Consider the following 24,861-nt stretch of genomic DNA (forward strand, 5'->3'; position numbering starts at 1 on the left):
AAATTATGAGGTTCGGCAAAATGATAAAAATACAGCTAACAGTCAGATTACTCAGGATGAACAGCAGAAATAAAATATTCATTTCCAACCTGTCACCACCAATCAAACTGATTAACAAAGCAATATGGATTAGTGGCTGAAATAAAATAATTGAAATTTCAATTGAGCAGCTGTTTATTTAAACTCAATTAAAATTACCGGAAAAGCTAATCTTTTTAACAACCAAAACGTTTAAACATTATGAAAAAACAAAAAACAATTACTCACTTTTAAACTAAAAAATTATGTCATTTGAATTACCAAAATTACCCTACAGCAAAAATGCTCTGGAACCTTACATTAGTGAAAAAACCATAGAATTCCATTATGGTAAGCACCACCAGGCTTATGTTACCAAAGTAAATAATCTTTCACAAGGAACACCCTTTGAAAATGCATCGCTTGAAGAAATCATCAAAAAAGCTGACGGCGGGGTTTTCAACAACGGAGCCCAGGTGTGGAACCACACGTTTTATTTCTTCCAGTTTAATCCTGACGGCTGCAAAGAGCCCAAAGACGAACTAAAAAAGGCAATTGAAGCAAAGTTTGGTTCCGTTGAAAAATTTAAAGAAGAGTTCTCGAATGCAGCAACCACGTTGTTTGGATCGGGCTGGGCATGGTTGGTAAAAAACGAAAAAGGTGAACTCGAAATCGTGCAAACGGCCAATGCCGGCAATCCGCTGCGTGACAGCAAAACGCCCCTGCTTACCTGCGACGTGTGGGAACATGCCTATTACCTCGACAAACAAAATGCGCGTCCGAAATACATCGAAGATTTCTGGAAAATTATTGACTGGAAAGTAATTTCAGAACGCTATTCAAAATAAGTCAGAAAAAAAACCGGAGTTTCAAATTGAAATTCCGGTTTTTTTATGCCGTTAATCTTTCGGCTTCTCCCAAAGATCTTCCATTTCTTCCAACGTTTTTCCTTTTGTTTCGGGAACCATTTTCCAAACGAAGATGAGCGATATAATACTCATCAGCCCGTAAAATCCGTAGGTAAAACCTCCGCTAAATTCCATCATTGCAGGATAAGTGGAAGAGATAAAGTAGTTTGCTGCCCATTGCGCTGCAACAGCAATAGCCACTGCTTTCCCCCGGATTTTGTTGGGGAAAATTTCAGATATCAACACCCAGGTAATCGGTCCCCACGACATCATAAAAGAAGCGGTGTAGATGATAATAAACACAAGTGTCCCAATTCCAATGATTTTCATGAAAGCCAGTGCGGATATAGCAAACATACCTATTGCCATACCAGCCGATCCCACAATAAGCAAAGGTTTACGCCCCCATTTATCCACCGTAAAAATAGCGACCACCGTGAAAATCACATTCACCAGCCCCATTATTACAGTTTGCAGCAATGATGCATCTTTTGCAGCCCCCATACTTTCGAAAATACGCGGGGCATAATACAACGCTACATTAATGCCCACAAACTGCTGAAAAACGGAAAGCAAAATCCCAATCACAATTATTTTCTTTCCGAAAGAGAACAGCTTTGGTGATGAGTGGTGCCTCAGGCTAATTTTGATATCAGCCATAATCAGTTTGGCCTTTTCTGCCCCGTTGATACGTGTCAGAATTTCCAGTGCCTTGTCGTCGCGGTTGGCAAGCGACAAATAGCGTGGCGTTTCAGGCACAAAAAACAGCAGGATACCGAACAAGCCGGCAGGGATTGTTTCCGAAAGAAACATCCGCCTCCAGCCAATACTGTTTATCCATTCAATTGTTTGTCCGCTTGCAATTCCCCAGTTCACAAAATAAACCACCAGCATACCAAAAATAATGGCAAACTGGTTGAGTGAAACCAATTGTCCGCGAATATGAGCAGGAGCCATTTCGCCGATGTACATAGGACTTACTGCCGATGCCAGACCGACTCCGACTCCTCCGATCAGCCGGTAAAAATTAAACATGAGCAACAGTCCGATTGTAGGTTCTCCCTTTTCAAAAAAGAGAAATTCCGGGTAACCGGAGCCCATTGCCGAAATAAAAAATAAAAAGGCTGCAATCAAAAGTGTTCTCTTCCGGCCAACAGCAGAGGCCAGAACGCCCGACAAAAGACCGCCGATAATACAGCCAATGAGCGCGCTCGATGTGGTCAGGCCGTGTATCAGCGAACTGAGCCCCTGGCTTTCGACCAGATAGGCCTGGATTGATTTTTCAGCACCGGATATTACAGCCGTATCGTACCCAAAAAGCAACCCGCCCAGGGTTGCAACAAAAGTTATTGCAATGATATATAACCGGTTATTCTTCATTAGTATAATTTTTTTGAACTCTGTTTTACTGATAAAAAACGAAAGCCCGGCCAAACATTAAACCAGGCTTCGTTTAACCAAATTTATTTTCTACATACTGAAAATAAAGTATTCCTCTCCAATTAAAACTAAAAATTAAATATACCAGTTAATCATCTGCTCGAGCAGCTCCTGTTTTCCACTGATACGTTCGGGCTCACCCACTTCTTTTGCCATCTCATGGAGGTCTTCCAGTGTAAGTTTACCGGCCTCAAAGTCGGCGCCTCTGCCACCGTCAAACGAAGCATAACGTTTTTTACGCATTTCCAGATAGTCCGATTCATTCAATAATTTATCAGCAATAATCAGGGCACGTGCAAAAACGTCCATTCCAGAGATATGTGCTGTAAAAATATCATCCATGTCGGTAGAATTCCGGCGTGTTTTTGCATCGAAGTTAATACCTCCGTTGGTGAAACCACCAGCCTGTATGATTTCCATCATGGCTTCGGTAACTTCGTACACATTAGTTGGAAATTCATCGGTATCCCATCCATTTTGGTAATCTCCTTTGTTGGCATCGATTGAACCGAGCAAACCGGCATCGGAAGCCATCCGCAGATCGTGCGCAAAAGTATGGCCGGCCAGGGTGGCGTGGTTAACTTCCACGTTCAGCTTAAAATCTTTATCGAGGCCATAGTGACGCAAAAAGCCAATAACTGTCTGCGCATCGTAATCGTACTGATGTTTTGTTGGCTCCATGGGTTTGGGTTCAACCAAAAATGTACCTTTAAAACCTTGCTTCCGGCCATAATCGCGGGCCATCGAAAGCATTTTGGCCAGGTGTTCAATTTCGCGTTTGGTATCGGTGTTATGCAAAGTCATGTAACCTTCGCGACCGCCCCAAAATACGTAATTGGTACCGCCCAGCTCGATGGTTGCGTCAATGGCATTTTTTATTTGTGCAGCCACGTTTGTAAGCACATTGAAATCGGGATTAGTAGCTGCGCCGTTCATGTAGCGTGGGTCAGAAAAAACGTTGGCCGTTCCCCAGAGCAGCTTCACACCCGAAGCAGCCTGTTTTTGTTTGGCAATTTCAACCATTTTCCCGAGACGTTTCTCCACATCGAAAACCGAGCCTTCGCCACCTGCCATGTCCACATCGTGAAAACAATAATGCGGAATAGTTATTTTTGTGATGAATTCAAAAGCAGCGTCCATGCGTTCTTTGGCTGCATCTAACGGATCGGCAGCGCCGTCCCACGGAAATACTTGTGCACCGGGTCCAAATGGATCTTCGCCGGTTCCGCAGAAGGTATGCCAGTAGGCAACCGCAAACCGCAGGTGTTCTTTCAGTGTTTTTCCGCCAACTACCCTGTTTTCATCGTACCACCTAAAAGCCAGCGGGTTTCTTGAATCCGGACCTTCATATTTAATCTGGCCAATGCCCGGAAAATACTCTTTGTTTCCTTTTAATACTTCCATTTTGTATAATTTTTATGAATGAATAATTCTTTTGTTATCATTGTTATCTAAGTTGTCGAGGTTGTCAGGTTGATAAATGTTTATTAACCGAAACCTGATAACCCTAACAAAATCTTACTTAATTGATTTTTTCAAAACTTCTTTCCAATTTTCATAAGCCGCTTCATATTCGGCTTTCTTCGAACTATCGGGTTCCACAGTTTCCAGTTTTTTCAGGTTTGAAAATGCTTCGGCCGGCGACGCATAATACCCCGAACCGATTCCGGCACCGCGGGCAGCTCCTACCGAACCATCAGTATTGTATAATTCGATGGTTGCCCCGGTAACACCAGCCAGCGTATCTCTGAAAACAGGGCTCAGAAACATGTTTGCTTTTCCGGCCCGGATTACTTTGGCATTTATTCCGATATTCTGCATAGTATCCATTCCGTATTTAAACGAGAAAACAATGCCTTCCTGTGCAGCGCGCAACAGGTGGCTTTTATCATGAATATTAAAATTGATTCCGCTGAAAACCGAACCGATATTTTTGTTGTTCAGCACGCGCTCGGCTCCGTTTCCAAATGGCAAAATTGTTACTCCCTTTGAACCTATTGGAACCTTTGCTGCCAGTTCGTTCATTGCTTCGTACGATAAATCTGCTCCAACCTGTCGCTTCAGCCAGGCATTCAGAATGCCAGTGCCGTTAATGCAAAGCAGCACCCCGAGGCGCGGATCATCTTTGCTGTAGTTTACATGTGCAAATGTATTTACCCGCGATTGCGGATCATACTTCACTTCGTCGCTCACCCCGTACACCACACCCGATGTGCCGGCAGTAGCCGCAATTTCTCCCGGATTCAGCACGTTCAGCGAAAGTGCGTTGTTGGGCTGGTCGCCGGCACGGTAGCTGACTTTTGTTTTTGTGGAAAGGCCCAATTCTGCTGCGACTTCTTTTGTGAGTTGTCCCTGGTTGGCAAATGTGGGAACAATTTCCGGAATGATATCGGCAGAGAAACCGTAATTTTCAAAAAGCAGCTTTGCTAGTTTGTTTTCTTTGAAATCCCACATAATTCCTTCCGACAAACCACCGATTGTCGTCTGAGCTTCGCCGGTGAGCTTCATGGCAATATAATCGCCGGGGAGCATTATTTTCCAGACTTTTTCAAACAATTGCGGCTCGTTATCTTTCACCCATTTCAGTTTCGATGCGGTAAAATTACCGGGTGAATTCAGCAAGCTCGACAAGCAGCGTTCTCCGCCAATTTCTTCAAAAGCCTTATCGCCGATTGATGCCGCCCGGCTGTCGCACCAAATTATAGACGGGCGAATTACATCGTGGTTTTTGTCCACCATTACCAAACCATGCATCTGGTAGGAAATCCCTATGGATTCAATGTCGTCAGGGTTTACACGCGACTCTCTCAACACATCGGCCAGGGCCAGTTTCAGGTTCTTCCACCACAATTCCGGATCTTGCTCGGCCCAGTCGGGTTGTTCAGCGGTAATTTTCATTTCCTCTTTCGGATGGAAAGAGGTGGCTTCACATTTTCCTGTTTCACCATTTAAAAGCGACACTTTTACGGAAGAACTTCCAACATCAAATCCAAGTAGGTACATGTTTTATAATGATTTAGATTACTATTTCAAGTTGAACTGTTCTGTTCTGGTATGGTACCAAAAGTAGCTGCAAATTACGTTGAATCAAAATACAAAAAAATGTTATAAAACATGTTTTCCACAAAGTTGAACAATTCAAATTTTTTCATGCGTTGGCATGAATTACAAATTCAGGGAATATTTAAATGCGTATGGATTTCAAAAAAATGAAAATTTGTTTTAATTTTACACAACAACATAAACGAATAAATATGTTTGCAGTACGTGGAATATTTAATGGGAAAGAGGTTAAACTTACGGACCCGGTTTCAGAAAAAAAAAGTTACAAAGTAGTTGTGACTTTTATAGAAGAAATTCCGGAAGAAGAAAATGATTCCAGAGAATTTGCTGCTCAAACGGATAGTTTTGATTTCTGGGAAAATACTGCAGAAGATATTTATCAGGATTATTTGACACCTTCGAAAAAAAATAATGAATATTGGTGATATAGTACTCATTCCTTTTCCGTTTTCCGAACTTTCCCAGGTAAAAGTGAGACCGGCTGTTGTAATTACCGAAACGAAAGATAAATATAAAGATCTCGTTGTTTCGGCAATCAGTTCGGTTGTGCCTACTAATATATCAGACCGGGAATTCATTATAGCAAAAAGCGAGAAAAATAACCTTCGCGTTAAATCAGTAGTAAAAACTGATCGGATTGTTACCGTTAAAAGAGAAAAAGTTATTACCGTTATGGGAAAATTAACCGGTAATGAATTGAATAAATTTAGATCGATACTAGTGGCAATGATCCGTTAATATGCTAAAAACTACAGCGACGACCTCAATTTCAGCGTTGTGGGCACCTCAAACTGCACCGGCTCATTCGAAGTAACAAATTCGGCCGCTTTCTGGCCCATTAGTTCAAAATCGGTTGAGATAACTGAAATACCGTTTTTCACATACTTTTTCATGGGCGTTTCGTTGTAGGAAATCACCCCGGCTTCGCGCCCCGGCTCAAATCCTTTGTCGGCACACTGATCGAGAAACCACGCCAGGGTACGGTCGCTCACCAGCAAATACAGACCACCTTCTTTCACCACAAACTTCTCCGGTTCAAAAACAACGGAATGTGCTATCTTATTCTCAGTACAGAATTTTTTGAAGTAATCGATGGCCACCTTTGGATGATAAGTGAAGGGGGGATAAAAAAAGGTAAAATGCATGTATTTTTTTATGCGCTCCAGGTTTTGTTGAAAGCAGGAATAAACAGGCTTGCCAAAATTTTGATATACAGCCGACTGTTCACTTTTTGCATGTACTTTCCAGTCGATGACAAGCAACTGTTCATCCGGAATTTTGTGAATTATATCAGGTACTTTTTCATGATCGAAATTCATGATAATGTACTTGCTGTATTTCCCCAGGCTTTCAAAAATAATTTTTTCGAAAACACCAATATTGTAGTGGTGAAAATGTAAATCGACACTGATATTTTTGGGTAGGTGTTTCAGAAATGAACCGTACAAAACCTCTTTATAGGCCTTAAACGTGTCGAGAAACAAAAAAACCTTTGTAATTTTTTGAGTAACAAAGTACCCCCGGTTAGGCACCGATTCCACCACTCCCCGCCTTTTCAATTCGGCATAGGCTTTAAAAACAGTATCGCGCGAGAGCCGACACTCTTTCATTATCTGGTTAACCGATGGCAGCATGTCGCCCTCTTTCAACTGGTTCCGGCTGATGGAATCCACAATAGTATCGACCAGCTGCTGAAATTTCAGGACATTGGAGTTGTCGTCGATTTTGAAGTTAAAATTTGTCATAATAATAATTAAAATGCCAGAACAGCAACCGTTCTGTTCTGTTCTACAAATCTAAAAATTAATATGAATTAACAGACATTTGCACCCGGCAAAACAATAGATTAATGAAAGCGGCGTTAAAAGAAAAAGGATAAGGGCAGTTACCCATTCTGAGTGGTTAAGTTTGGTCAGCATTACTTCTTATATTCAGGTAACTTTCCCTTGTCCTTTTTCAGTTTAAAAATAATAGTTATTTCCTGATTTCAAAAATCAATTTGTAACTTTAACTCACAAAACAAATAAACAATAAAAAATGATACGCGACCTGATAATGAAAAACCGCAGCTACCGGCGGTTTGATTCCACTGTTAAATTAAGCCCCAATGATATTGAAAAATGGATAGAGCTGGCCCGTTTTTCGCCAAGCGCAAGAAACCTTCAGCCGTTGAAATTTGCAATCAGCACCGACGAAGAAATGAATAAACTCATATTTCCGCACCTTGGCTGGGCCGGTTATTTAAAAGATTGGAACGGCCCGGCAGAAGGCGAACAACCGGTGGCCTATATTGCCGTTCTGAAAGACAAATTGCTGGCAGATGGCGTGCACTGCGATGACGGGATTGCTATTCAAAGCATCTTGCTCGGTGCGGTGGAAGACGGTTTTGGCGGCTGTATTATTGGCACGGTAAACAAGAGCAAAGTGGCTAAAGTCTTCAAACTGCCCGATACACTTGAAATTTTGTGGATGATTGCCCTCGGAAAGCCGGCTGAAAAGGTTGAATTGGAAACAGCAACCGGTAACGAAATTAAGTACTGGCGCGACAAGAATGAGGTACACCACGTCCCCAAACGACCACTGGATGAATTGATTATTAGAAAATAATTGCAACAAAAAAGGATGGCCCGCACCATCCTTTCCATAGTTGTTAAACCTTAAAATCATCCTCTCACAAAAAGAGCTTTTATTATATGCTGAGCAATTTTCGGATTCTCCTTCAGCCGGCGTGTGCAGTAGTTAAACCATTGTTTACCGAACGGAACGTACACACGCATCCGGTGCCCCTGATCGATAATTGACTGCCGCAAATCGGGTGTTACCCCGTAAAGCATCTGAAATTCGTACATGCTCTTATCTACATTGTGTTTCTCAATCATTTCAAGCGATTTATCAACCAGAAATTTATCGTGCGTTGCTATTGCGGCGTACATTTTATTCTGAATCATGAATTCCAGGTCTTCCAGAAAATGCTGCTGCACTTCGCTGAAATTTTTGTAGGCAATCTTTTCAGGTTCAATATATATTCCCTTGCACAGCCTGAAATTCATCGGATATTCAGCCGAATTCAACTTATTCAGTTCTTTTAAATCGTTTAATGTCCGGCGCAAATAGGCCTGCACTACCAACCCCACGTGGGCAGGAAATTCAGGATATAGTTTTCGAAAAAGCTCCAGTTCCAGATCAACACACTGCGAATTTTCCATATCAATACGCACAAATGTTCCTTTTTTGCTGGCGAGTTCAACAATTTCGCGGATGTGTTTGTAACAGGTCTCTTTATCGATTAAGAGCCCGAACATGGTTGGTTTCAACGAAAAATGGCCGGTAATTTTTTCAGATGTAAAGCGCTCAATTATCTCCAGGTATTTGTTTTTATTGTCGAGGGCTTCATCCATTGTTTGGATAAATTCGCCCAGCAAATCGACTGTTACATCAATACTTTGCTGGTTGAGCAACTTAGACCCCAGGATACCTTCCTCGATTGTTTCACCTGCAATATATCGTTTCGAAAATACCCAAACCAGCTTTTCGGGCATGTAGGGCAAAACGTTAGCAATTAGTTTATTCAACATTTTAAGTTTTAAAGTTCAACATTATTGTTTTATTATGGTAAAAATACAATTTGTAATCTGTCTATTTCAATGATGTTTATCAGTGCCAGGTTATGATTTAACACAGGTTTTAGTAAAAATTTTACTAAATGTAAGTTGCTTTTAAGGTCAAGAAAAAAATAGCAGATACCGCTGTTGCTTTTAACCGAAAAAATTATCTTTGTTGCGTTTTAAAAACAAATAAAGCTAACAGATAATGAAAGGAACATCTTCAATAATTGGAATTGTGTCGTTGGTTGCAGTGGCCGTTTTGTACATTTTGCATTTTACAGGTACAAACGAGCCGGTAAAAGAAGCTGTAAAAGATGAACTGGCTGCAGAACAAAGCGGAGCATCACTGAAAATTGGCTATGTAAAAGCCGATTCAATAATTTTAAATTACGACCTTGCCCAGGACCTGCACGATGAATTCACCAAAAAGCAGGAAGCTTACAATTCGGAATACGGCACAAAACGGGAGACGTTTGAAAGAGAGGCCGCTGCTTTTCAGGAGAAATTGCAACGCGGAGGTTTCCTGACCGAACAAAGGGCTATTCAGGAACGCGACCGCCTGGTGGGCAAAGAACAGGAAATTATGCAACTCGACCAGGAATTATCGACAAAACTCAATGAAATTCAGGTTGCTAACAACGAGCAAATTTTAGACAGCCTGCTGAGCTATCTCGAAGAGTACAACCAAAATAAAAAATACGACTACATTTTTAACGGTGCCGAAATTTTGATAGGAAAAGAAGCAAACAACCTTACAGCCGAAGTACTGAAGGCACTTAATGAACGCTACTCGGGCGAACAGGAAGATTAATTTTTAAAGAAAAATACCATTAATAATCCGGGATCAGTTCCCGGATTTTTTTTGTGTAAATTGCAGGCTTCAAAAAAAATTTAAAAAGTATGTTTGCCAGCCGGTACCTGAAAAAAAATAACAACAAAGCTCTAATCCAGCAATCCCCCACCAATAATACCGGCATCATCATTGTCATCCCCTGTTTCCGCGAACCTCAAATTCTGGATACGCTCAATTCGTTGAAACATTGTCAACCACCAAAATCAAATGTTGAAGTCATCGTGCTCATCAATCATGCTGAAACAGCTTCCGAAGAAATCCGGAAATTTAATGCGCAAACAAAGCAACAAATTGAGGAGTGGATTCCTGAAAACAATACCGAAAAAATTACCTTTTTTGCAGTTGGCCCCGTTGAACTGAGAAAGAAGTGGGCCGGCGCCGGACTGGCAAGAAAAAGCGGCATGGACGAAGCCGTAAGACGTTTCAACGAAGTGAACAAACCGAATGGAATTCTCGTTTCGCTCGATGCCGATACCCTGGTGCAAAACAACTACTTGGTTGAAATTGAAAATTATTTCAGCAGCCATCCTGAAACACCCGGTGCAACCATCGCTTTCACCCATCAAACTGAAGGATTGAAAGGCAAGCACCTCGAAGGAATCAGGCTGTACGAAAAATACATGGGGTACTATAAAAAAGCGCTGAAATACACCGGCTACCCCTACCCCATGTTTACTGTGGGTTCGGCATTTGCGGTCACTGCCGGGGCGTATGTAAAACGGGGCGGAATGAACCGCCGGCAGGCAGGCGAAGACTTTTATTTCCTGCAAAACCTGGCTCCAATAGGCCCGGTTGGCGAAATCACTACAACAAAAGTTTTTCCTTCTGCACGATTGTCTGACCGCGTCCCCTTTGGCACGGGCCCCATCCTTCGAAAATGGATGGACGGGAAGGAAGATCTCACGCAAACCTACAACTTTGAAGCCTTCGCTGATTTGAAAGATTTTTTTGATGTAAAGGACCAACTCTTCCTGATTGAAAAACAAGATTACAAACTTTTCCTGATGAAACTCCCCTTGCCGGTGGGCAATTTTTTGGTTGAGGATAATTTTTGGGAAGAAATCAGGGATCTAAACCAAAACTGCTCTTCGCTTCAATCATTTCAAACCCGTTTCTTTCAGAAATTCAATGCATTTAAAATTTTAAAATTTTTGAATTTCAGCCACGAACATTTCTATTCAAAAGCCAGTCTCGACGTACAAATTGAAAAACTTAAAAAATCTCGATAAAATGAAAACACTGAATTTACTTGCAACACTATTTTTAATTATCACACTGCTTGCCAACTGTGAAACCGGATCGCAAACAGCGGAAAAAACCAGCTATTCCTATTCAATTCACCCATCCGGAAACAGCTGGGTAATTCACAGTTCATCTAAAAACCAGGAAGTGATTCTGCCGAATGACATTCAAAGCTGGTCGGATGAGGATGTAAAAATCCGCACCTATTTCAGGGTAGAAAACACCGGAAAACTCCACCTCGGGATGGTTGCCAGTTCCCCTGGAGGTTCATCAACCATAAAGGTTTCGTGCGGTAATTTTTCTCAAAATATTGAAGTCAATAACACGGATTCCGATACCATTGCCATTGGCACCGTGGAAATAGCTGAGTCCGGCTATCATTTTATTGAAATTGAAGGCGTTGAAAAAACAGCGGCAAACTTCCCCGAAATTGAATCGTTTTTAATTGGCGGCCAGGCCACCCAGGGCGAGGTTCATTTTGTGAAAGACGAATTTTACTGGGGGCGCCGCGGTCCCTCGGTTCACCTGAACTACCAGTTACCCGAAAATGCTGACAACATCCGCTATTTTTATAATGAAGTGACTGTGCCTGAAAATAACGATGTGATGGGTTCGTATTTTATGGCCTGCGGATTTGGCCAGGGATACTTTGGCATGCAGGTAAACTCGCCCACCGAACGAAGAATCCTGTTTTCGGTTTGGAGCCCTTTTCAAACTGATAACCCTGAAGAGATTCCCGAAGAAGACAGGATCGTATTGCTGAAAAAAGGAGAAGACGTTTACACCGGCGAGTTCGGGAATGAAGGTTCGGGCGGACAAAGCTTTCTGCGTTACAACTGGAAAGCCGGAAACACGTACCGGTTTTTGCTGAAAGGTGTACCAACCGGAAACGGGAAAACCGATTTCACCGCCTGGTTTTTTGCCCCCGAGGAAAATGAATGGCGGCTGATTGCCAGCTTCAGAAGGCCCAAAACCGATACGCATTTAACCCGCCTGCACTCCTTTCTCGAAAATTTTATTCCTGCCACCGGAAACCTGGAACGCAAAGGCTTCTACTCCAATCAGTGGTTTTACGATGAAAGTAACCAGTGGACAGAAATCACTGAAATGAAATTTACAGCCGATAACACGGCACGAAAAGGGAACCGGCTCGATTATGCCGGCGGTGCCGAAAACAGCGCTTTCTTCCTGAAAAACTGCGGCTTCTTCAGCGAAACCACAACCATCGATTCGTTTTTTGAACGGGAAAAAAGTAATGAAGCACCCGACATCGATTTCAGTATATTGCCATAAGTTGAATGATTACGAATTGCATTTATTTAGACCTTGAAGGTTTCGAAACCTTCAAGGTTTAAATAGCTGAAAAAATGTTCATCACCGCTTTTTCAGAAAATAAAATTGACTCTGTTTTTTTTCAAATTCTTTAATTTCCCAATGGTTCTCCGTTCACAATAACATTCTCTAAAACAAGGCCTTCAAAAAGCGAGGGATCAAATTTTATTTCCTCTGCCTCAATGTCCAAATTTTCAAAAGTGAAATTCTTCAGTTTGTCATTTTCAGTGATGCCGATATCCGTGAAACTTTTTACTTCCATTGTAATATTTCTGAAAACGATATTTTCAGCCACAGAAGCCGGTGGTGTTTCACGTCCTTTCAAATCGAAAAATTGTGTCCACGGATTTATGTAGATGCAATTTCGTCCGCTGCCCTCAATATTTTCCATGGTAATGTATTCGTATTTCTGCGGGGTGTCCGGGCGCATTTTCAGGTGAATCAACCGTGCCACATCTTCCACTTCGCAATTTCTCAACAAAACATTTCGGTTGTGGATCGACTCGCTGCCACAGGTTAACACGGAGTGGCAAAATCCAAACGAATTGTCTTCAATCAAAATGTTGAAATTCGGCCCGTTGCTGGGGTCTTCGTCGGCCCAGGGGCCTTTTCCGCCTTTAAGTGCGATGGCATCGTCGTTGACCGACATGTAGCAACCTTTAATGAGTACATTGGAACACACGTCGAGGTCGATGGCATCGGAGCTGGGAGCCAGAATGGGTGTGCGCGGCGCAAAAATATGCACATCCAGAATTTTGGCGAAATTGCACTGGTACAAATGAGTGGTCCAAAACCCGGAGTTGTGCAGCCTGACATCCTGAATCTGCACATTGTCGCAGCCCCATATAAAAACAAGTCGCGGACGCGAAACTTCCAGGTTGGTGCACTGCGGATTTTCTTCCCGGCGCTGCCAGAATGCTTCCCAGAACTTTTTGCCGTTGCCGTCAATGGTTCCCTTGCCGGTTATGGTAAAGCCCGGAACGTTGTATGCATTGACCAATGCCGGGAAATAGTCGAGGTTTTGTCCTTCCATCCGCGACTCCATGATGGGATAATCCGAGATGTCGTCAGAACCTTTCAACATTCCGCCTTCCTGAACATGCAAATGGGTTCCCGGTTTGAAAAAGAGTGCCCCGCTTTTAAAGGTTCCTTCGGGCACCACAATGACACCGCCGCCGTCAGCAGAAACGTTGTCAATAAGCTGCTGGATGGCCCGTGTATTCATGGTGGAATCATCCGAAACGGCACCATAATCAGCAATAGAATACATTTTCCCCAGTTCTGAAACATCAATTTTGGAGGAGTCGAAAAACCATTCGGGAATTTCTGTTCCGTCGGGGAACGTCTCTTTTATTTCCTGTTTGCAGGAGAACAGGAAGGGTGTTGTAAAAATCAGCAAAAATGCTATTCTCAATTCAGGTTTCATAATCGATTCATTTTAAAGGTTTGTTCTGAGAATTTTAATTTCTTCGGGCGCCTCGATTTCCGATTCAATCTCACCGCTTTCCAGTTTGGTGTGTTTCACTTTTACCACACCGTAAGGCGTTGGGAAAGTGCCCTCTGCCCATTGCAGGCTGCCCAGGTGAGGCTCAATTTTCAGCGTTTTGCAACCCGGTTCAGCAATAGTAATTCCCAATACATTTTCGGTAAGCCACGATGTTGGCCCCGAAGCCCAGCCATGGCACAAACTGTGGCGATAACTGGGATAGCAGTAATCTCCGAAATCACCATGAATGTCGTTCTTGCCTTCGGGCGTAAATTCATCCAGCCTTGCCGAGTTTTCCATCCATTCGATGTTGAAATCTTCCCAAAACGTGGTAGCACCCATGTCGAGCATTCCTCCCCAGTAGTCGCTGATGATTTGCAAAGCCTGGTTGTGCATCCCGGCCATGGCAAGCGCATCGAGCATGTACAATCCATAAAAAGTGGAAAAGCGTTTGGCACCGTCAACTGCAACCACTTCATTGCTGGCCTTTTCCGGATCCATAATTCCCGCCCTGGCCATGAGTGCGGCAGCCTGTTTCAGATCGTTGTGCCCTTTTATTTTCCGGTTCAGTTTTTCAATGGCCGAAACGCAGGTGGCGGCCGACTCCGGCTCTTCAAGAATCTCGCAAAGTTTCCGCGCATCGTCCAGTGCCCAAACCAGCAGCGCCCGGTAACCAGCTTCAACTCCTTCGGTGTTAGGTGTAGAAGGCCAGTCGAGAAACCGAAACGGGCTGAGTGTTTCGGTTCCGTCGTCTGCTATTTTGGAGTCAATCAAATCGATTAACCCCACAATGTAATTGCGGTGTTTTTTCAGAAAATCCATATCCCCATTCTGCATGTACCAGTCATGATGAATAATCAGGTACCACATGGAATAACTACTCATTCCGTTCATCCATTGCGGAAGGGGATACTGCTCGCAGGCCAAATCGAGGCTGTTGGGAACCACCTCGTTGTAGCCAAAAACGGTGTTGATGGTTTTCAGCTCGGGATGAAAATCGCCCAGCCACACCAGCCGGTCGCGTTTGATGCCGTCCCACAAAAATTCCTGCATGTTCAAATGTGTCGTGTAAGCGCCTGTTAGCCAGATGGAATCCAGTCGTGGATTGCTGCTTTTGAACGAGCCGAGATAAGGAATATCGCGGTACCGCAAGATGGCACGTGCCTCTTTCAAGTTGATGGTGGTGTTGGGCTGAAGCAAGTCGATACGCACGAAACGAAAGCCGGTGTTCCCGATTTCAATCAACCCCGAACGGGGAATCTCCATGACGATATCGCGCTTGGCGTGGTCGTCGGTTGAAAAGCCCATGAGCCAGTCGGAATTATAGGTGTCGCTGTTGGCTTCCCCCACCGACTCGCCAAACCGGATGCGCACCAGCGACGGCTCTCGCCGCGACGAACCGCCCATCACCAATTGCAGGCCGCCGTGCAACTCTTTGCCGTAATCCAGCAGGATTGAAGAGGTATCCGATTCTGTGGTTTTCATGGAACAAAATTCTGTAATCGGGCTCATATCCGACTGGCTGTTTCCGGGTTGTAACAGCACTTCGGTATTGGATACAAGTTCTCCCGTATCGTCGGAAGTCCACATCACATTCACCGGCGAAATAAACACACGGGTCAGCTCATCTTTCCGGGTAATTTCATCGTATTCCGGTCCGAATACGGGTGGAAGTTGAGTGAGACCGGTTTTCGATTCGTCATAATTAAATGGGATGCCTGCCACGGTGTCGTTTTGTGCGTTTAATGAAAAACTTCCAAAAACGAAAAGAAGGCCCAGGATTTTGATTGTTAAATTGCTAAATTTCATTGCTTTATTAATTATCTAACTGAACGTACATTTTCCGGGAAATCCATAAATTTCTCCAGAGTGTTGATTTCCGGCTCTTTGGCATTGGCCGACGAAATCCAGCAGCTGATATATTTCCCGGGGTTGGCAATTAACAAATGCGCTTTTCCGTCATCCATTTTCTTTTCAAAATCATCAGGATTAAATAATATAGCTGCACCTAATCCTACCGATTCTGCCGCTACATCTTCCGGGTGCAGCCCCCAGGTAAAGATGCGGTTGTCTTCAACCACAATCTGTTGGCCTTCGTGGTAATTAATGCCGGTAACAAACTGCACGTCATCATCCGATAACGCAAATGCTTCCACCTTTGCTTTTCTCACACCGGAATAAACGATTACCCTGACAAGAATATCAACCTCTTGATTTTTGTAAGGAACGTCTTCGGAGAGCATCTCCATAAATGAAACCGTCCCTTCCTTTACCACCCTGACAGAACGCTTCGAAACCGGATGAAGCGGAACCACATTTTCTCCGTCCCAGAGCCGGATACCGCCAAGCCCGACAGTGGTACCGGCCTTGTAATAATCAGCTCCCCAGCCGTTGGCTTGCTGTTCGGGTGTGGGATACCACCTGGCTTTTTGCAATTCAAGCCCGGGCTTTGTTTTAGAATAGACATCGATGGCAGCCTTCCGGTCGAAATATATCCGCAGCCCCAGCCATTCGTTTTCGATAGCCGGACCATGATGCCCTAATGCATTAAACAAATCGCCCGATTCGGATGAGATTTCATTCAGATAGTTGGCGCTGTCATTTCTTAAAAACAGACTTACATCTGTTTTATTTTGAGCCGCTAAAATCTGCCCCAGGAAAATACATACTATTAAAATTGTCGCTTTCATTATCATTCATTTAGGTTTTTAATTCAGGATTGTAGTCGAAACGAAAAAAGATAAATGGGATGTGGCAAAGCGGAGGGAATTGGTTTGTTGATTTGCTTGGTCATAATCTACAAGAAAAAAGGTTTAGTAGCTGAATATGCTACAATTTTACAAAAAAAGTAAGAAGAATGGAAATGGGTTCAGGAAGGACTCAAGGTGAAATTCAGATTCAGGCTCCGCTTGCAGAATGCAGTTGAATATCCGGAAAGGCTTTAGCCTGTTCAATTCATGAAGAATATTTATCACTTATGTTGATAAAAAAATTACAACGGCCGAAAATTACATATTCTACTTCAATAAACTTTACTATTTTCGTTACTTCTTAAAATAATTAATAACTATGAAAATTCTTCAAAATTTTATTTCAATCACATTGCTCACTGTTTTCATTGTTTCGTGCCAACAATCGGCAAAATACCAGTACACAGGCATAACTTTTGACGAGCCTGAAGCGTCCCAAAATGTTAAGCCCCTGCAAGATTGGCAATCCATTGAGCCGGGAGTCCAGGTTGCATGGGGAAGCAGCAATTCACGCTATCATAAAGAATATATTCCTGAAACAAAAGCTGACAAAAATCTCAACTGTACAGGTTGGAAAAACGAAAGGGTAAACGCCCAGTTGATAGCCTGGAGCAAAGATTCAGTAAAAGATTTATCGCTTGAAATAACAGATTTAAAAAGTTTGGATGATAAAATCAATGCTTCGGCAGTTCAATACTATTTTGTTCGGAATGTAATTTCTGATGAATTTTTAGGAGGTTGCGGCCACAAAACAAAATCGCCCGAAACTGCCCATTTAGTAGCCGATTGTTTGGAGCCAACACCGGTTTACACCATGCGCGAAAAATCGGCCCGTGGAATTTGGTTAAACATCGATATTCCGGAAAAAACAAAAGCCGGCACTTACACGGGCAAAGTTAACATAATGGTAGCCGGAAAAAAAGTAGAAACACTTTCGCTCACGGTTAACGTACAGGAGCATACACTTCCCAACCCGGCCGACTGGAAATTTCACCTCGATTTATGGCAAAACCCGTTTGCTGTAGCACGTATTCATGATGTGGAGTTGTGGTCGGATGCCCATTTCGAAAAAATGAAACCGCTTTACACCATGCTTGCAAATGCAGGACAAAAGTGTTTAACTGCTTCTATTTTGCATAAACCCTGGGGAGGACAAACCTTCGATCATTTTGAGTCGATGGTAAAGCGGACGCTTAAAAAGGACGGAAGCTGGGAATTTGACTACACTGTATTCGATAAATGGGTAGCTTTTATGATGGACCTCGGTATAAACCAGCAAATTAACTGCTATACTTTAATTCCCTGGGGAAATCAGCTGCACTACTTCGACGAACAAAGTGGAGCGAATACTTTTATTACTGCAACGGCAACATCGAAAGAATATGCCGATTACTGGATTCCGTTTCTAAAAGATTTTAAAGCGCATCTGCAGGAAAAAGGATTGTATGACATTACAACAATCGCAATGGACGAGCGACCAATGAAAGATATGATGAGTGCCTTAGAACTGATTGACAAATATGCAGGATTGAAAGTAACATCGGCTGCCAATTACAATCCGGGAATGTCGGGACAGGTGTACGATTTAAGTGTTGAATCGCGCCATATTTTGCCTGATGAAGTATTGGAACAACGCCGTGCAAATGGACAAAAAACTACTTTTTACGTGTGTTGTAGTGTTCCGTGGCCAAACAATTTTACCTACTCGCCACCATCGGAGGCAGTTTGGCAAGGTTGGTATGCAGCTGCGCAAAACCTGGATGGATTTTTACGCTGGGCATACAACTCGTGGGTTGAAGACCCGATGCACGACACACGTTTCAGGACCTGGCCTGCCGGTGACACCTTTTTTGTTTATCCCGATTCAAAATCGTCGGTTCGTTTTGAAAAGCTACGCGAAGGAATTCAGGATTTTGAAAAGATACATATTTTGCGTAAAAAGCTTACGGAAGAGAACAATGCAGAAGCTCAAAAGGGACTGCAGCAATTAAATAATGTATTGAATAAATTTCAAATTGCTTCGCTTGAAACCGATGGTGCCCTGGATTTGGTTATGGAAGCTAAAGATGTTATCAATCAGGTTTCAGAAGTGAACTAAGCTTTGTCACCAAATAGCTAAATCATGTGCTGAACTGTATTACCAGCCAATACTTCGTAAAAAAACTATGAACCGCAATAAGTTACTATTACGGTTCATAGTTTTAACATTAGCTAAGCTTTCCGGACCGTTTCGAAATTTTGTTTAATCCCCGGACAGAATCTGCAATTCGCCTGCTCCCACGCGGTTATGACTGCCGGGAGCTGTCAACTCCGACAACCGGAAGTGCCTGGCGTTTTCCGGCTTATCGAAAAGCACCACCCGCTGGCCCGGGTCATTTATTATGTTTCCGAAAGTGCCCCACTGAACAGTAGTCCAGTTTTGTCCGTCATTGCTGATTTCCACTTTAAATGATTCAATAAAGCCTTCTCTTGCCGGCAGGTAAGTGAAACCGGCAACCAAATATTCCTGTTGCATGTCAACCGAAAGAAATGGTGCCCCGGCGCCTGTCTCCAATGTCCACCCCGAATATGGGTTGCCATCCAAAACCCTTGCGGGCTCGCTGGTCTTTCCCTCTGAATCGACAGCAGTCCATCCTTCAGGCAGTATTCCCAACCTGTTTTCAGTTACCGGCCCCATCCTGTTTTCAACAACCGAGCGGGCTTTAACGTGGCCTCCCATTGGTAAAGAAAAGGGTTCGGTGTATTTCACCGACTGTTCATCAGGCTCCGTGCCATCAACAGTATAATAAATATCCTGTGACTGATCCGCCGTGTTTTCCGAACGCCACACAAAGTTACTGGCAACCCCCATATTGAGCATCCCTTCGCTGTTTCTATCCATAACCACAGGTTTGGGTGGTTCGTCGTAATAGTGCGCCGAAACATGGGCAATGGCCGGAGCAAGCCTCGATTGGGCAATGGTTAGCCGGAACGCATCGGTTTCAACGGGCGGAAACCGAAGAATACGCTTGTGCCCAACGGTTTTTCCTTCGGCAATTTTTACCCACTGGCCGTCAATCCGGGCTTCCAGAAAATGCTCTTCCACCCGCTCTCCCCGGTTGGCAATGGCTTCCATAATCATAAACCGGTTGATTTTTCTTTGCTCCGGGAGCGTAATCTCCAGGGATGCCTGCTTACCGGCAGCCTGCCACCACGTACTGTTATCGTTATCGAGGACGTTTTTTTCGGAAGCGCTTGCCCCTGCAAGCAGATCAGAATCGTAAACATTGCGAATTTTCTTGCCCACTGCTTTCAGCACTTCAGCATCCCGTGGCGAGAATTTCCCTTCGGTATTGGGAGGGATATTCAGGTGAAACTGGCTGTTGCCGCCAACCGACCGCTCATAAATATCGAAAACATCATCAACGTTTCTTACCTGCTGTTCCTCGTCGTTCCGCCAAAACCAGCCATGCCGGATGGAAGTATTCGTTTCGGCCGGGTAGTAGTGGAAGAATTTTGTTTCTTCCGTAATTTTATCGCGTCCGGCAATGTTTTCATTGGTCATATCCGGCCAGTCAAAATTATCGGGTGATACTTCAAGCGGAATAACGTTGTACTCATCTTCTCGCGTTCTTCCGCCCTCGTTTCCGCACCAGCGGGAATCGGGCCCTTTCCCGAAAATAACGGCATCAGGTGCCAGGTGCCGGATTAAATCGTACCAGGCCTCATAATTATAGGTTTGGCCTGTGCCGGGCTTGGGATTGGCGCCATCGAACCAGACTTCGTGTATGGGGCCGTATTCGGTTAAAAGTTCAAAGAGCTGGTTCAGGAAATATTCGTTGTAATCATCGGCCAGGTAGGTGAAACTTCTGGTATCGCTGAAGGGGCGGCCTTCTACTTTCCTTGGAATGGTACGTTCGGTAAATTCGCTGTCATTGCCGTAATAACCGCCGTCAGATTCAATCTGATAAAGGTCGGCAGGTGAGAGGTAAACCCCCAGCCGCAGTCCGTATTTTTCACACGATTTGGCCAGTTCCTTCAACACATCCCCTTTGCCGTTTTTCCAGTCTGATGAAACCACCGAGTGATCGGTGTATCTGGTCTGCCAAAGGCAGTAACCATCATGGTGTTTCACAACCATGATCACACGGGTAATACCGGCGGCGCTCATCATTTCGCACCACTGGTCGGTATCCAATCCGGTGGGATGAAACAAGTCGGATTCTTCAAATCCGGTACCCCATTCCCTGCCGCTGTAGGTATTTGGTCCGTAATGGATAAATCCCTTGAATTCATCTTCCCACCAAAGCATCTGACGCGGATGGGGCAGCACTTTTCCGGAAAGTTCAATCTTTTGTTCCACGGTATATCCGTCCGGAATTTCCACAGTTTGTGTATAGTATTCACTGTTTTCGTTAGTGCAGGCCGTTGCCATAGCTGCAACAAAAAATATCAATGTAATTTTATTGAATAAGTTTTTCATGATCCTATTACTTTATTTTCCGTAAATCAGGGGTAAACATAAGAAAGTTGGGGGAAATATTAAGGGATTTTATTATCATATTGAATGGCATTAACTAATCAGTAGGAAACAGCTTTTCATTAATGATATAATTCAGGACTACTGGATAACCAATATCAAAAAACGCTCAGAATATATTGTTAACCTTATCCCAACTTCCAAACCTTAGTAAAACCAACTGCTACCATGCACCCCAAACCTTATTACCTTATTCAATCCCCTTCAAAGAATAAGGTTAATAAGGTCGGTTTTCGGTGGTGACATCATTCTACTGAGGTTGAAAACGGGGAATAAGGTTTTTGAATAGCAAGAACCCAGAGGGTTCACATGTTTATAGATGGATATTTGGGGAGAATTATAATTCGGCCGGGGTCGAACAAAATAAAAGACCGTCAATTTCTATAAACATTCGATACCTCCGGCATCGAAGACCAATATCTAAATAGGTATAAAGCCATGAAGTCAATCCATTGAATCCACTCATTTTTATACCTTCATAGCCATTTTAAAAGATAAACATCAACTAAAATGAAAACTTTTTACAGCATATTATCCGCAGTCATCAATCCGGTTTCGGGTGGAAAACTATAATACATTTATCGATTTTTCCGAACTGGACAAAATTGAAGCGTATGCGATTGAACACGGCGTTAAACCGGTTAAATAAAATTCAGAAAACCTTATCCCAACTCCCAAACCTTAGTAAAACTCCGCTGCCCCACCTCCCCCCAAACCTTATTCATCTTATTAAATCCTCTAAAATGAATAAGGTTGATAAGGTCGGGGGTCAAAGAGAGCAGAGTGCCACCGAAGATAAAAGACGGAAAATAAACGACAAGAAGCTTTTTCAGATGACAGGTGATAATCTTAATAAAATCCAAAAATAAAAGCAATTATCGTTATATTTGAAAAAAAATTGTCATGCAAACAATTCGGTTACGGGTAAATGATAGTATTTTTCAACAACTAATGTGGTTTCTGAAACGCTTCGGCAAGAATGAGATTGAAGTAATCAGTGAAAACGATGAATATTTTTCAATTCAGGAATACCTCAAAAAAGAACTGGAAAAAATAGAAAACGGAACTGCAGAATTTATAAGCCTCAATCAACTCGACGAAGAACTTGAATCGACCATCAGGAAATATGAAGATTAGAGTACTCAAATCCTTCAATGACAAACTGAATAGTCAAATTGGGAAAATCCATCCCGGAACCGCTACAGGGGCTACACCAGCGAATACTGGCGCAAACGCAACCGCAGCAAAAGCGATGATGAGCCGGAAGTGACTATGTAACAGCACCCTGTTACGTTTTGGTCCGTCCTGTTAACCAGCAAGGAAATCCTGTTACAAAAACCGGCTTCCAGTTCCTGGGTTCACCTTTCCAGTGCAACTGGAAGCCGCATTTTACCTGCCGGAAAAACAAATTGACTAACAGGAAACCCAAGATGCCAACTCGCGTTACGGAAAAATGTAACAGAACGAGAAAAATCCCAACAGTACGAAAGAGGATAACAACAGGAAAGGACAAGGGAGTAACACAGAATTTATTTCTGGGGTACCCCCTTATCCTTTCTCTTAAGTTTAAAAAATCAACTATTTTATCAAAAATAACTTTCTCATCTTTGCATGAATATCTGTATTATCCATAAACCCAATAAACTCTTCGGCACCGGGTCCGAAAGCAAACACTGGGACCATAAGACCGGTATGTCCACCGGTTGTAAATTCACCTTTTACCATGCCTGTCTCTAAATTCCCATCCAGAATGGTCATTCCACCGGTTTCATGGTCTGCAGTAACAACAACAAGAGTTTCTTTGTCTCGAGCTGCAAATTCCAACGCTTTTCCGATTGCGCGATCAGTGTCGAGCATTTCTTCCACAACGTAAATGGTGCTTCCGGCATGGCCGCCCCAATCAACCTGAGAACCTTCCACCATCAAGAAAAACCCTTTCTTGTTTTTGTTTAAAATATTGATTGCCGTATTAGTAGCAACAGGCAGCATATCGCCACGTTCGTCAATTCGTCCGTTGTGTTCGGCAGCTGTAAGCCCGGCAAGTTTGCCTTTTTTAATGCTTTTTATGGTGTTGATATTCTTTTCCACCTGGTAACCTTTTTCTTTAAGTTCTTCTACCAGGTTTCGACCGTCTTTACGTTCGGTAAAATGCTTGTAGCCACCGCCAATAAACACATTAATGTCCGTCTTCAGAAAATCGGCAGCAATTTCTTCATACATGTTCCGGCTTTCCTGGTGGGCAATAAATGAGGCCGGTGTGGCATGAGTAATAGCTGATGTGGATACAAGTCCGGTAGCTAGCCCATTCTCATCGGCATATTCCAGAATAGTCTCTACTGGTTTTTTGTTAATGTCAACCCCAACTGCTCCGTTGTAAGTTTTTTGGCCAGTTGAAAGTGCAGTTCCTCCGGCAGCAGAATCAGTGATGTAACGGTCAGCCGAATGGGTTGTTACTAATCCCATATATTTGAAATTTTCCAGGAATAGTTTACCCCTATTGGCAGTAAGGCCAGCATAAAGTTGCGATAAACTCATTCCATCCACAATAACCAAGATAATATTTTGAGGCTTTTTGTTTTTGAAGTTTTGTGGGTAAATTTTCACATCGTATGTCTCACCTCCCTGATAAATTTTTTCATTTTCATCGGCACTTTCGTTAAGATAAGTATTTTGTGCCATTGAAAAATATCCTATCAAAATCGACATTATTAAAGTTATTATTCTCTGCGTCATAATTTTAATATATTATTTTATAATTTTACTTGAACCAAATAATCTTATTTTCTTTCTTACTTCATCTTTCATTTCTTCTTTTCCAGCGTTCAGATATTTACGAGGATCAATTACATCCGGATTTAGTTGAATATAATTTTTTACGGACTCTGAGAACCGTTTTATTAAACAGGTCCCTACATTAACTTTACATATACCATTGGCAATTGCGTCTCTAATACTATTTTCATCTACGCCTGATGAACCGTGCAAAACAAGAGGAACTTCCGGTATTTCTTTACTGATTTCTTTTAATCTATCAATATCAAGTTGAGTTTCTGAAGAACATTGGGAATGAACTGAACCAACTGCAACAGCTAATGAATCAGCTTTTGTTTTATAAATAAACTCTTTAACCTGATATGGATTGGTCAGTGTATTTATTATTTCGTTATTGTCAACTCCTTGGTATAAAACCTTCCCTAATTCTAATTCAACCGGGATTTTGTAAAAATGAGCTATTTGCGTTAAAATTTTGCTTTGATTTATATTTTCAGTAAACGATAAATCTGAACCATCAAACATTAGCGATGTAAAACCACTATTCAGGCATTTGATATTTTGTTCAACGGTTCTGCCATGGTCAAAATGTAACACTATAGGTATAGAATTATATTTTGCCATTGCACCAACCATTGATTTGATTGCAAATATTCCTGCATAATTTATAGCACCTTGACTAAATTGGACAATAACAGGAGCTTTTTCTATCGTTGCTGCTTCAATAATTGCCTGGATCATCTCCAAATTATTAGCATTAAATGCACCGACTGCGTATTTACCTTTTAATGCATTTAACAACAAATGCTTTGAAGTAACCAATGACATAATAAAATATTAATCGTTTGCAAATTATTTTCAAAAGGCCGAATC

The 24,861-nt window shown here is 42.7% G+C and carries 20 protein-coding genes; 9 read left to right on the plus strand and 11 right to left on the minus strand.

Annotated features, from left to right (window positions below; translation table 11 throughout):
- Positions 1 to 284 precede the first annotated feature (284 nt).
- On the plus strand, positions 285 to 866 hold the full coding sequence (locus BUC07_RS02650) for a superoxide dismutase (RefSeq protein ID WP_073165150.1): 582 nt from the start codon (positions 285 to 287) through the stop codon (positions 864 to 866).
- A gap of 51 nt (positions 867 to 917) precedes the next feature.
- On the opposite strand, the gene xylE is transcribed toward BUC07_RS02650, so the two are convergent.
- The 3 genes from xylE to BUC07_RS02665 all read right to left on the minus strand — a co-directional run bounded on the left by xylE (position 918) and on the right by BUC07_RS02665 (position 5,369).
- Entirely contained in the window at positions 918 to 2,306 is a 1,389-nt protein-coding gene (xylE, locus tag BUC07_RS02655; protein WP_073165520.1) for a D-xylose transporter XylE, read from the minus strand.
- A gap of 135 nt (positions 2,307 to 2,441) precedes the next feature.
- Complete coding sequence (xylA, locus tag BUC07_RS02660) at positions 2,442 to 3,770, minus strand: xylose isomerase (RefSeq protein WP_073165153.1); 1,329 nt, start codon at positions 3,768 to 3,770, stop codon at positions 2,442 to 2,444.
- A 114-nt stretch (positions 3,771 to 3,884) separates the two neighbouring features.
- A complete protein-coding gene (locus tag BUC07_RS02665) occupies positions 3,885 to 5,369 on the minus strand; it encodes a xylulokinase (RefSeq protein ID WP_073165156.1) in 1,485 nt (494 codons plus the stop codon).
- A gap of 191 nt (positions 5,370 to 5,560) precedes the next feature.
- Between BUC07_RS02665 and BUC07_RS02670 the strand changes: the two genes are divergently transcribed.
- Both BUC07_RS02670 and BUC07_RS02675 read left to right on the plus strand, forming a co-directional pair.
- Positions 5,561 to 5,854, plus strand: a complete 294-nt coding sequence (locus tag BUC07_RS02670; RefSeq protein ID WP_073165159.1) for a hypothetical protein — start codon at positions 5,561 to 5,563, stop codon at positions 5,852 to 5,854.
- A complete protein-coding gene (locus tag BUC07_RS02675; RefSeq protein WP_073165162.1) occupies positions 5,841 to 6,167 on the plus strand; it encodes a type II toxin-antitoxin system PemK/MazF family toxin in 327 nt (108 codons plus the stop codon). Before BUC07_RS02670 ends, BUC07_RS02675 begins: the two co-directional genes overlap by 14 nt.
- A gap of 11 nt (positions 6,168 to 6,178) precedes the next feature.
- Here the strand turns inward: BUC07_RS02675 and BUC07_RS02680 are convergent, their stop codons facing one another.
- Positions 6,179 to 7,174 (minus strand): GntR family transcriptional regulator, encoded by a 996-nt coding sequence (locus BUC07_RS02680; protein WP_073165165.1) that lies wholly within the window; start codon positions 7,172 to 7,174, stop codon positions 6,179 to 6,181.
- 292 nt (positions 7,175 to 7,466) lie between these two features.
- On the opposite strand from BUC07_RS02680, the gene BUC07_RS02685 reads away from it, so the two are divergent.
- On the plus strand, positions 7,467 to 8,036 hold the full coding sequence (locus tag BUC07_RS02685) for a nitroreductase family protein (protein WP_073165168.1): 570 nt from the start codon (positions 7,467 to 7,469) through the stop codon (positions 8,034 to 8,036).
- A 56-nt stretch (positions 8,037 to 8,092) separates the two neighbouring features.
- On the opposite strand, the gene BUC07_RS02690 is transcribed toward BUC07_RS02685, so the two are convergent.
- A complete protein-coding gene (locus tag BUC07_RS02690) occupies positions 8,093 to 9,004 on the minus strand; it encodes a proline dehydrogenase family protein (RefSeq protein ID WP_073165171.1) in 912 nt (303 codons plus the stop codon).
- 235 nt (positions 9,005 to 9,239) lie between these two features.
- On the opposite strand from BUC07_RS02690, the gene BUC07_RS02695 reads away from it, so the two are divergent.
- The 3 genes from BUC07_RS02695 to BUC07_RS02705 all read left to right on the plus strand — a co-directional run bounded on the left by BUC07_RS02695 (position 9,240) and on the right by BUC07_RS02705 (position 12,422).
- Positions 9,240 to 9,845, plus strand: coding sequence for an OmpH/Skp family outer membrane protein (locus BUC07_RS02695; RefSeq protein WP_073165174.1), 606 nt, complete (start codon positions 9,240 to 9,242; stop codon positions 9,843 to 9,845).
- An 89-nt stretch (positions 9,846 to 9,934) separates the two neighbouring features.
- Positions 9,935 to 11,116 carry a glycosyltransferase family 2 protein gene (locus tag BUC07_RS02700; RefSeq protein ID WP_073165177.1) on the plus strand — a complete coding sequence of 394 codons (1,182 nt, stop codon included), beginning with the start codon at positions 9,935 to 9,937 and terminating at the stop codon, positions 11,114 to 11,116.
- Position 11,117: 1 nt separating this feature from the next.
- The gene (locus tag BUC07_RS02705) at positions 11,118 to 12,422 is read left to right on the plus strand and encodes a DUF3472 domain-containing protein (protein ID WP_073165523.1); all 1,305 of its coding nucleotides are present in this window, start codon (positions 11,118 to 11,120) and stop codon (positions 12,420 to 12,422) included.
- Positions 12,423 to 12,552: 130 nt separating this feature from the next.
- Here BUC07_RS02705 and BUC07_RS02710 read toward each other — a convergent pair whose 3' ends face one another.
- From BUC07_RS02710 to BUC07_RS02720, 3 genes are read right to left on the minus strand one after another with little or no spacing between them, the layout of a single operon-like run.
- Positions 12,553 to 13,887, minus strand: a complete 1,335-nt coding sequence (locus tag BUC07_RS02710; RefSeq protein WP_073165179.1) for a rhamnogalacturonidase — start codon at positions 13,885 to 13,887, stop codon at positions 12,553 to 12,555.
- Between the two features lie 12 nt (positions 13,888 to 13,899).
- On the minus strand, positions 13,900 to 15,756 hold the full coding sequence (locus tag BUC07_RS02715; RefSeq protein WP_073165182.1) for an alpha-L-rhamnosidase-related protein: 1,857 nt from the start codon (positions 15,754 to 15,756) through the stop codon (positions 13,900 to 13,902).
- An 11-nt stretch (positions 15,757 to 15,767) separates the two neighbouring features.
- Entirely contained in the window at positions 15,768 to 16,637 is an 870-nt protein-coding gene (locus BUC07_RS02720) for a DUF4861 family protein (protein WP_073165526.1), read from the minus strand.
- A gap of 379 nt (positions 16,638 to 17,016) precedes the next feature.
- Between BUC07_RS02720 and BUC07_RS02725 the strand changes: the two genes are divergently transcribed.
- Positions 17,017 to 18,795 (plus strand): DUF4091 domain-containing protein, encoded by a 1,779-nt coding sequence (locus BUC07_RS02725; protein WP_073165185.1) that lies wholly within the window; start codon positions 17,017 to 17,019, stop codon positions 18,793 to 18,795.
- A gap of 144 nt (positions 18,796 to 18,939) precedes the next feature.
- On the opposite strand, the gene BUC07_RS02730 is transcribed toward BUC07_RS02725, so the two are convergent.
- Positions 18,940 to 21,159 (minus strand): alpha-L-fucosidase, encoded by a 2,220-nt coding sequence (locus BUC07_RS02730; RefSeq protein WP_073165188.1) that lies wholly within the window; start codon positions 21,157 to 21,159, stop codon positions 18,940 to 18,942.
- 960 nt (positions 21,160 to 22,119) lie between these two features.
- Between BUC07_RS02730 and BUC07_RS02740 the strand changes: the two genes are divergently transcribed.
- Positions 22,120 to 22,353, plus strand: a complete 234-nt coding sequence (locus BUC07_RS02740) for a tRNA pseudouridine synthase A (protein ID WP_073165195.1) — start codon at positions 22,120 to 22,122, stop codon at positions 22,351 to 22,353.
- Positions 22,354 to 22,794: 441 nt separating this feature from the next.
- Here the strand turns inward: BUC07_RS02740 and BUC07_RS02745 are convergent, their stop codons facing one another.
- Together BUC07_RS02745 and BUC07_RS02750 are read right to left on the minus strand one after the other, a co-directional pair.
- Entirely contained in the window at positions 22,795 to 23,922 is a 1,128-nt protein-coding gene (locus BUC07_RS02745; protein WP_139279449.1) for an alkaline phosphatase, read from the minus strand.
- A 39-nt stretch (positions 23,923 to 23,961) separates the two neighbouring features.
- Positions 23,962 to 24,816, minus strand: coding sequence for a class II fructose-bisphosphate aldolase (locus BUC07_RS02750; protein WP_073165201.1), 855 nt, complete (start codon positions 24,814 to 24,816; stop codon positions 23,962 to 23,964).
- Between the last annotated feature and the right edge of the window lie 45 nt (positions 24,817 to 24,861).

The sequence above is a fragment of the Tangfeifania diversioriginum genome, from assembly GCF_900141875.1.
In the GTDB taxonomy this organism is placed as follows: domain Bacteria; phylum Bacteroidota; class Bacteroidia; order Bacteroidales; family Prolixibacteraceae; genus Tangfeifania; species Tangfeifania diversioriginum.

Coding starts and splice junctions, on each gene's coding strand:
- BUC07_RS02745 (WP_139279449.1), bottom strand. CDS start 23,922: ATGTCGATTTTGATAGGATATTTTTCAATGGCACAAAATACTTATCTT.
- xylE (WP_073165520.1), bottom strand. CDS start 2,306: ATGAAGAATAACCGGTTATATATCATTGCAATAACTTTTGTTGCAACC.
- BUC07_RS02650 (WP_073165150.1), top strand. CDS start 285: ATGTCATTTGAATTACCAAAATTACCCTACAGCAAAAATGCTCTGGAA.
- BUC07_RS02730 (WP_073165188.1), bottom strand. CDS start 21,159: ATGAAAAACTTATTCAATAAAATTACATTGATATTTTTTGTTGCAGCT.
- BUC07_RS02750 (WP_073165201.1), bottom strand. CDS start 24,816: ATGTCATTGGTTACTTCAAAGCATTTGTTGTTAAATGCATTAAAAGGT.
- BUC07_RS02720 (WP_073165526.1), bottom strand. CDS start 16,637: ATGAAAGCGACAATTTTAATAGTATGTATTTTCCTGGGGCAGATTTTA.
- BUC07_RS02725 (WP_073165185.1), top strand. CDS start 17,017: ATGAAAATTCTTCAAAATTTTATTTCAATCACATTGCTCACTGTTTTC.
- BUC07_RS02670 (WP_073165159.1), top strand. CDS start 5,561: ATGGATTTCAAAAAAATGAAAATTTGTTTTAATTTTACACAACAACAT.
- BUC07_RS02695 (WP_073165174.1), top strand. CDS start 9,240: ATGAAAGGAACATCTTCAATAATTGGAATTGTGTCGTTGGTTGCAGTG.
- BUC07_RS02705 (WP_073165523.1), top strand. CDS start 11,118: ATGAAAACACTGAATTTACTTGCAACACTATTTTTAATTATCACACTG.
- xylA (WP_073165153.1), bottom strand. CDS start 3,770: ATGGAAGTATTAAAAGGAAACAAAGAGTATTTTCCGGGCATTGGCCAG.
- BUC07_RS02700 (WP_073165177.1), top strand. CDS start 9,935: ATGTTTGCCAGCCGGTACCTGAAAAAAAATAACAACAAAGCTCTAATC.
- BUC07_RS02740 (WP_073165195.1), top strand. CDS start 22,120: ATGCAAACAATTCGGTTACGGGTAAATGATAGTATTTTTCAACAACTA.
- BUC07_RS02715 (WP_073165182.1), bottom strand. CDS start 15,756: ATGAAATTTAGCAATTTAACAATCAAAATCCTGGGCCTTCTTTTCGTT.
- BUC07_RS02685 (WP_073165168.1), top strand. CDS start 7,467: ATGATACGCGACCTGATAATGAAAAACCGCAGCTACCGGCGGTTTGAT.
- BUC07_RS02665 (WP_073165156.1), bottom strand. CDS start 5,369: ATGTACCTACTTGGATTTGATGTTGGAAGTTCTTCCGTAAAAGTGTCG.
- BUC07_RS02710 (WP_073165179.1), bottom strand. CDS start 13,887: ATGAAACCTGAATTGAGAATAGCATTTTTGCTGATTTTTACAACACCC.
- BUC07_RS02690 (WP_073165171.1), bottom strand. CDS start 9,004: ATGTTGAATAAACTAATTGCTAACGTTTTGCCCTACATGCCCGAAAAG.
- BUC07_RS02680 (WP_073165165.1), bottom strand. CDS start 7,174: ATGACAAATTTTAACTTCAAAATCGACGACAACTCCAATGTCCTGAAA.
- BUC07_RS02675 (WP_073165162.1), top strand. CDS start 5,841: ATGAATATTGGTGATATAGTACTCATTCCTTTTCCGTTTTCCGAACTT.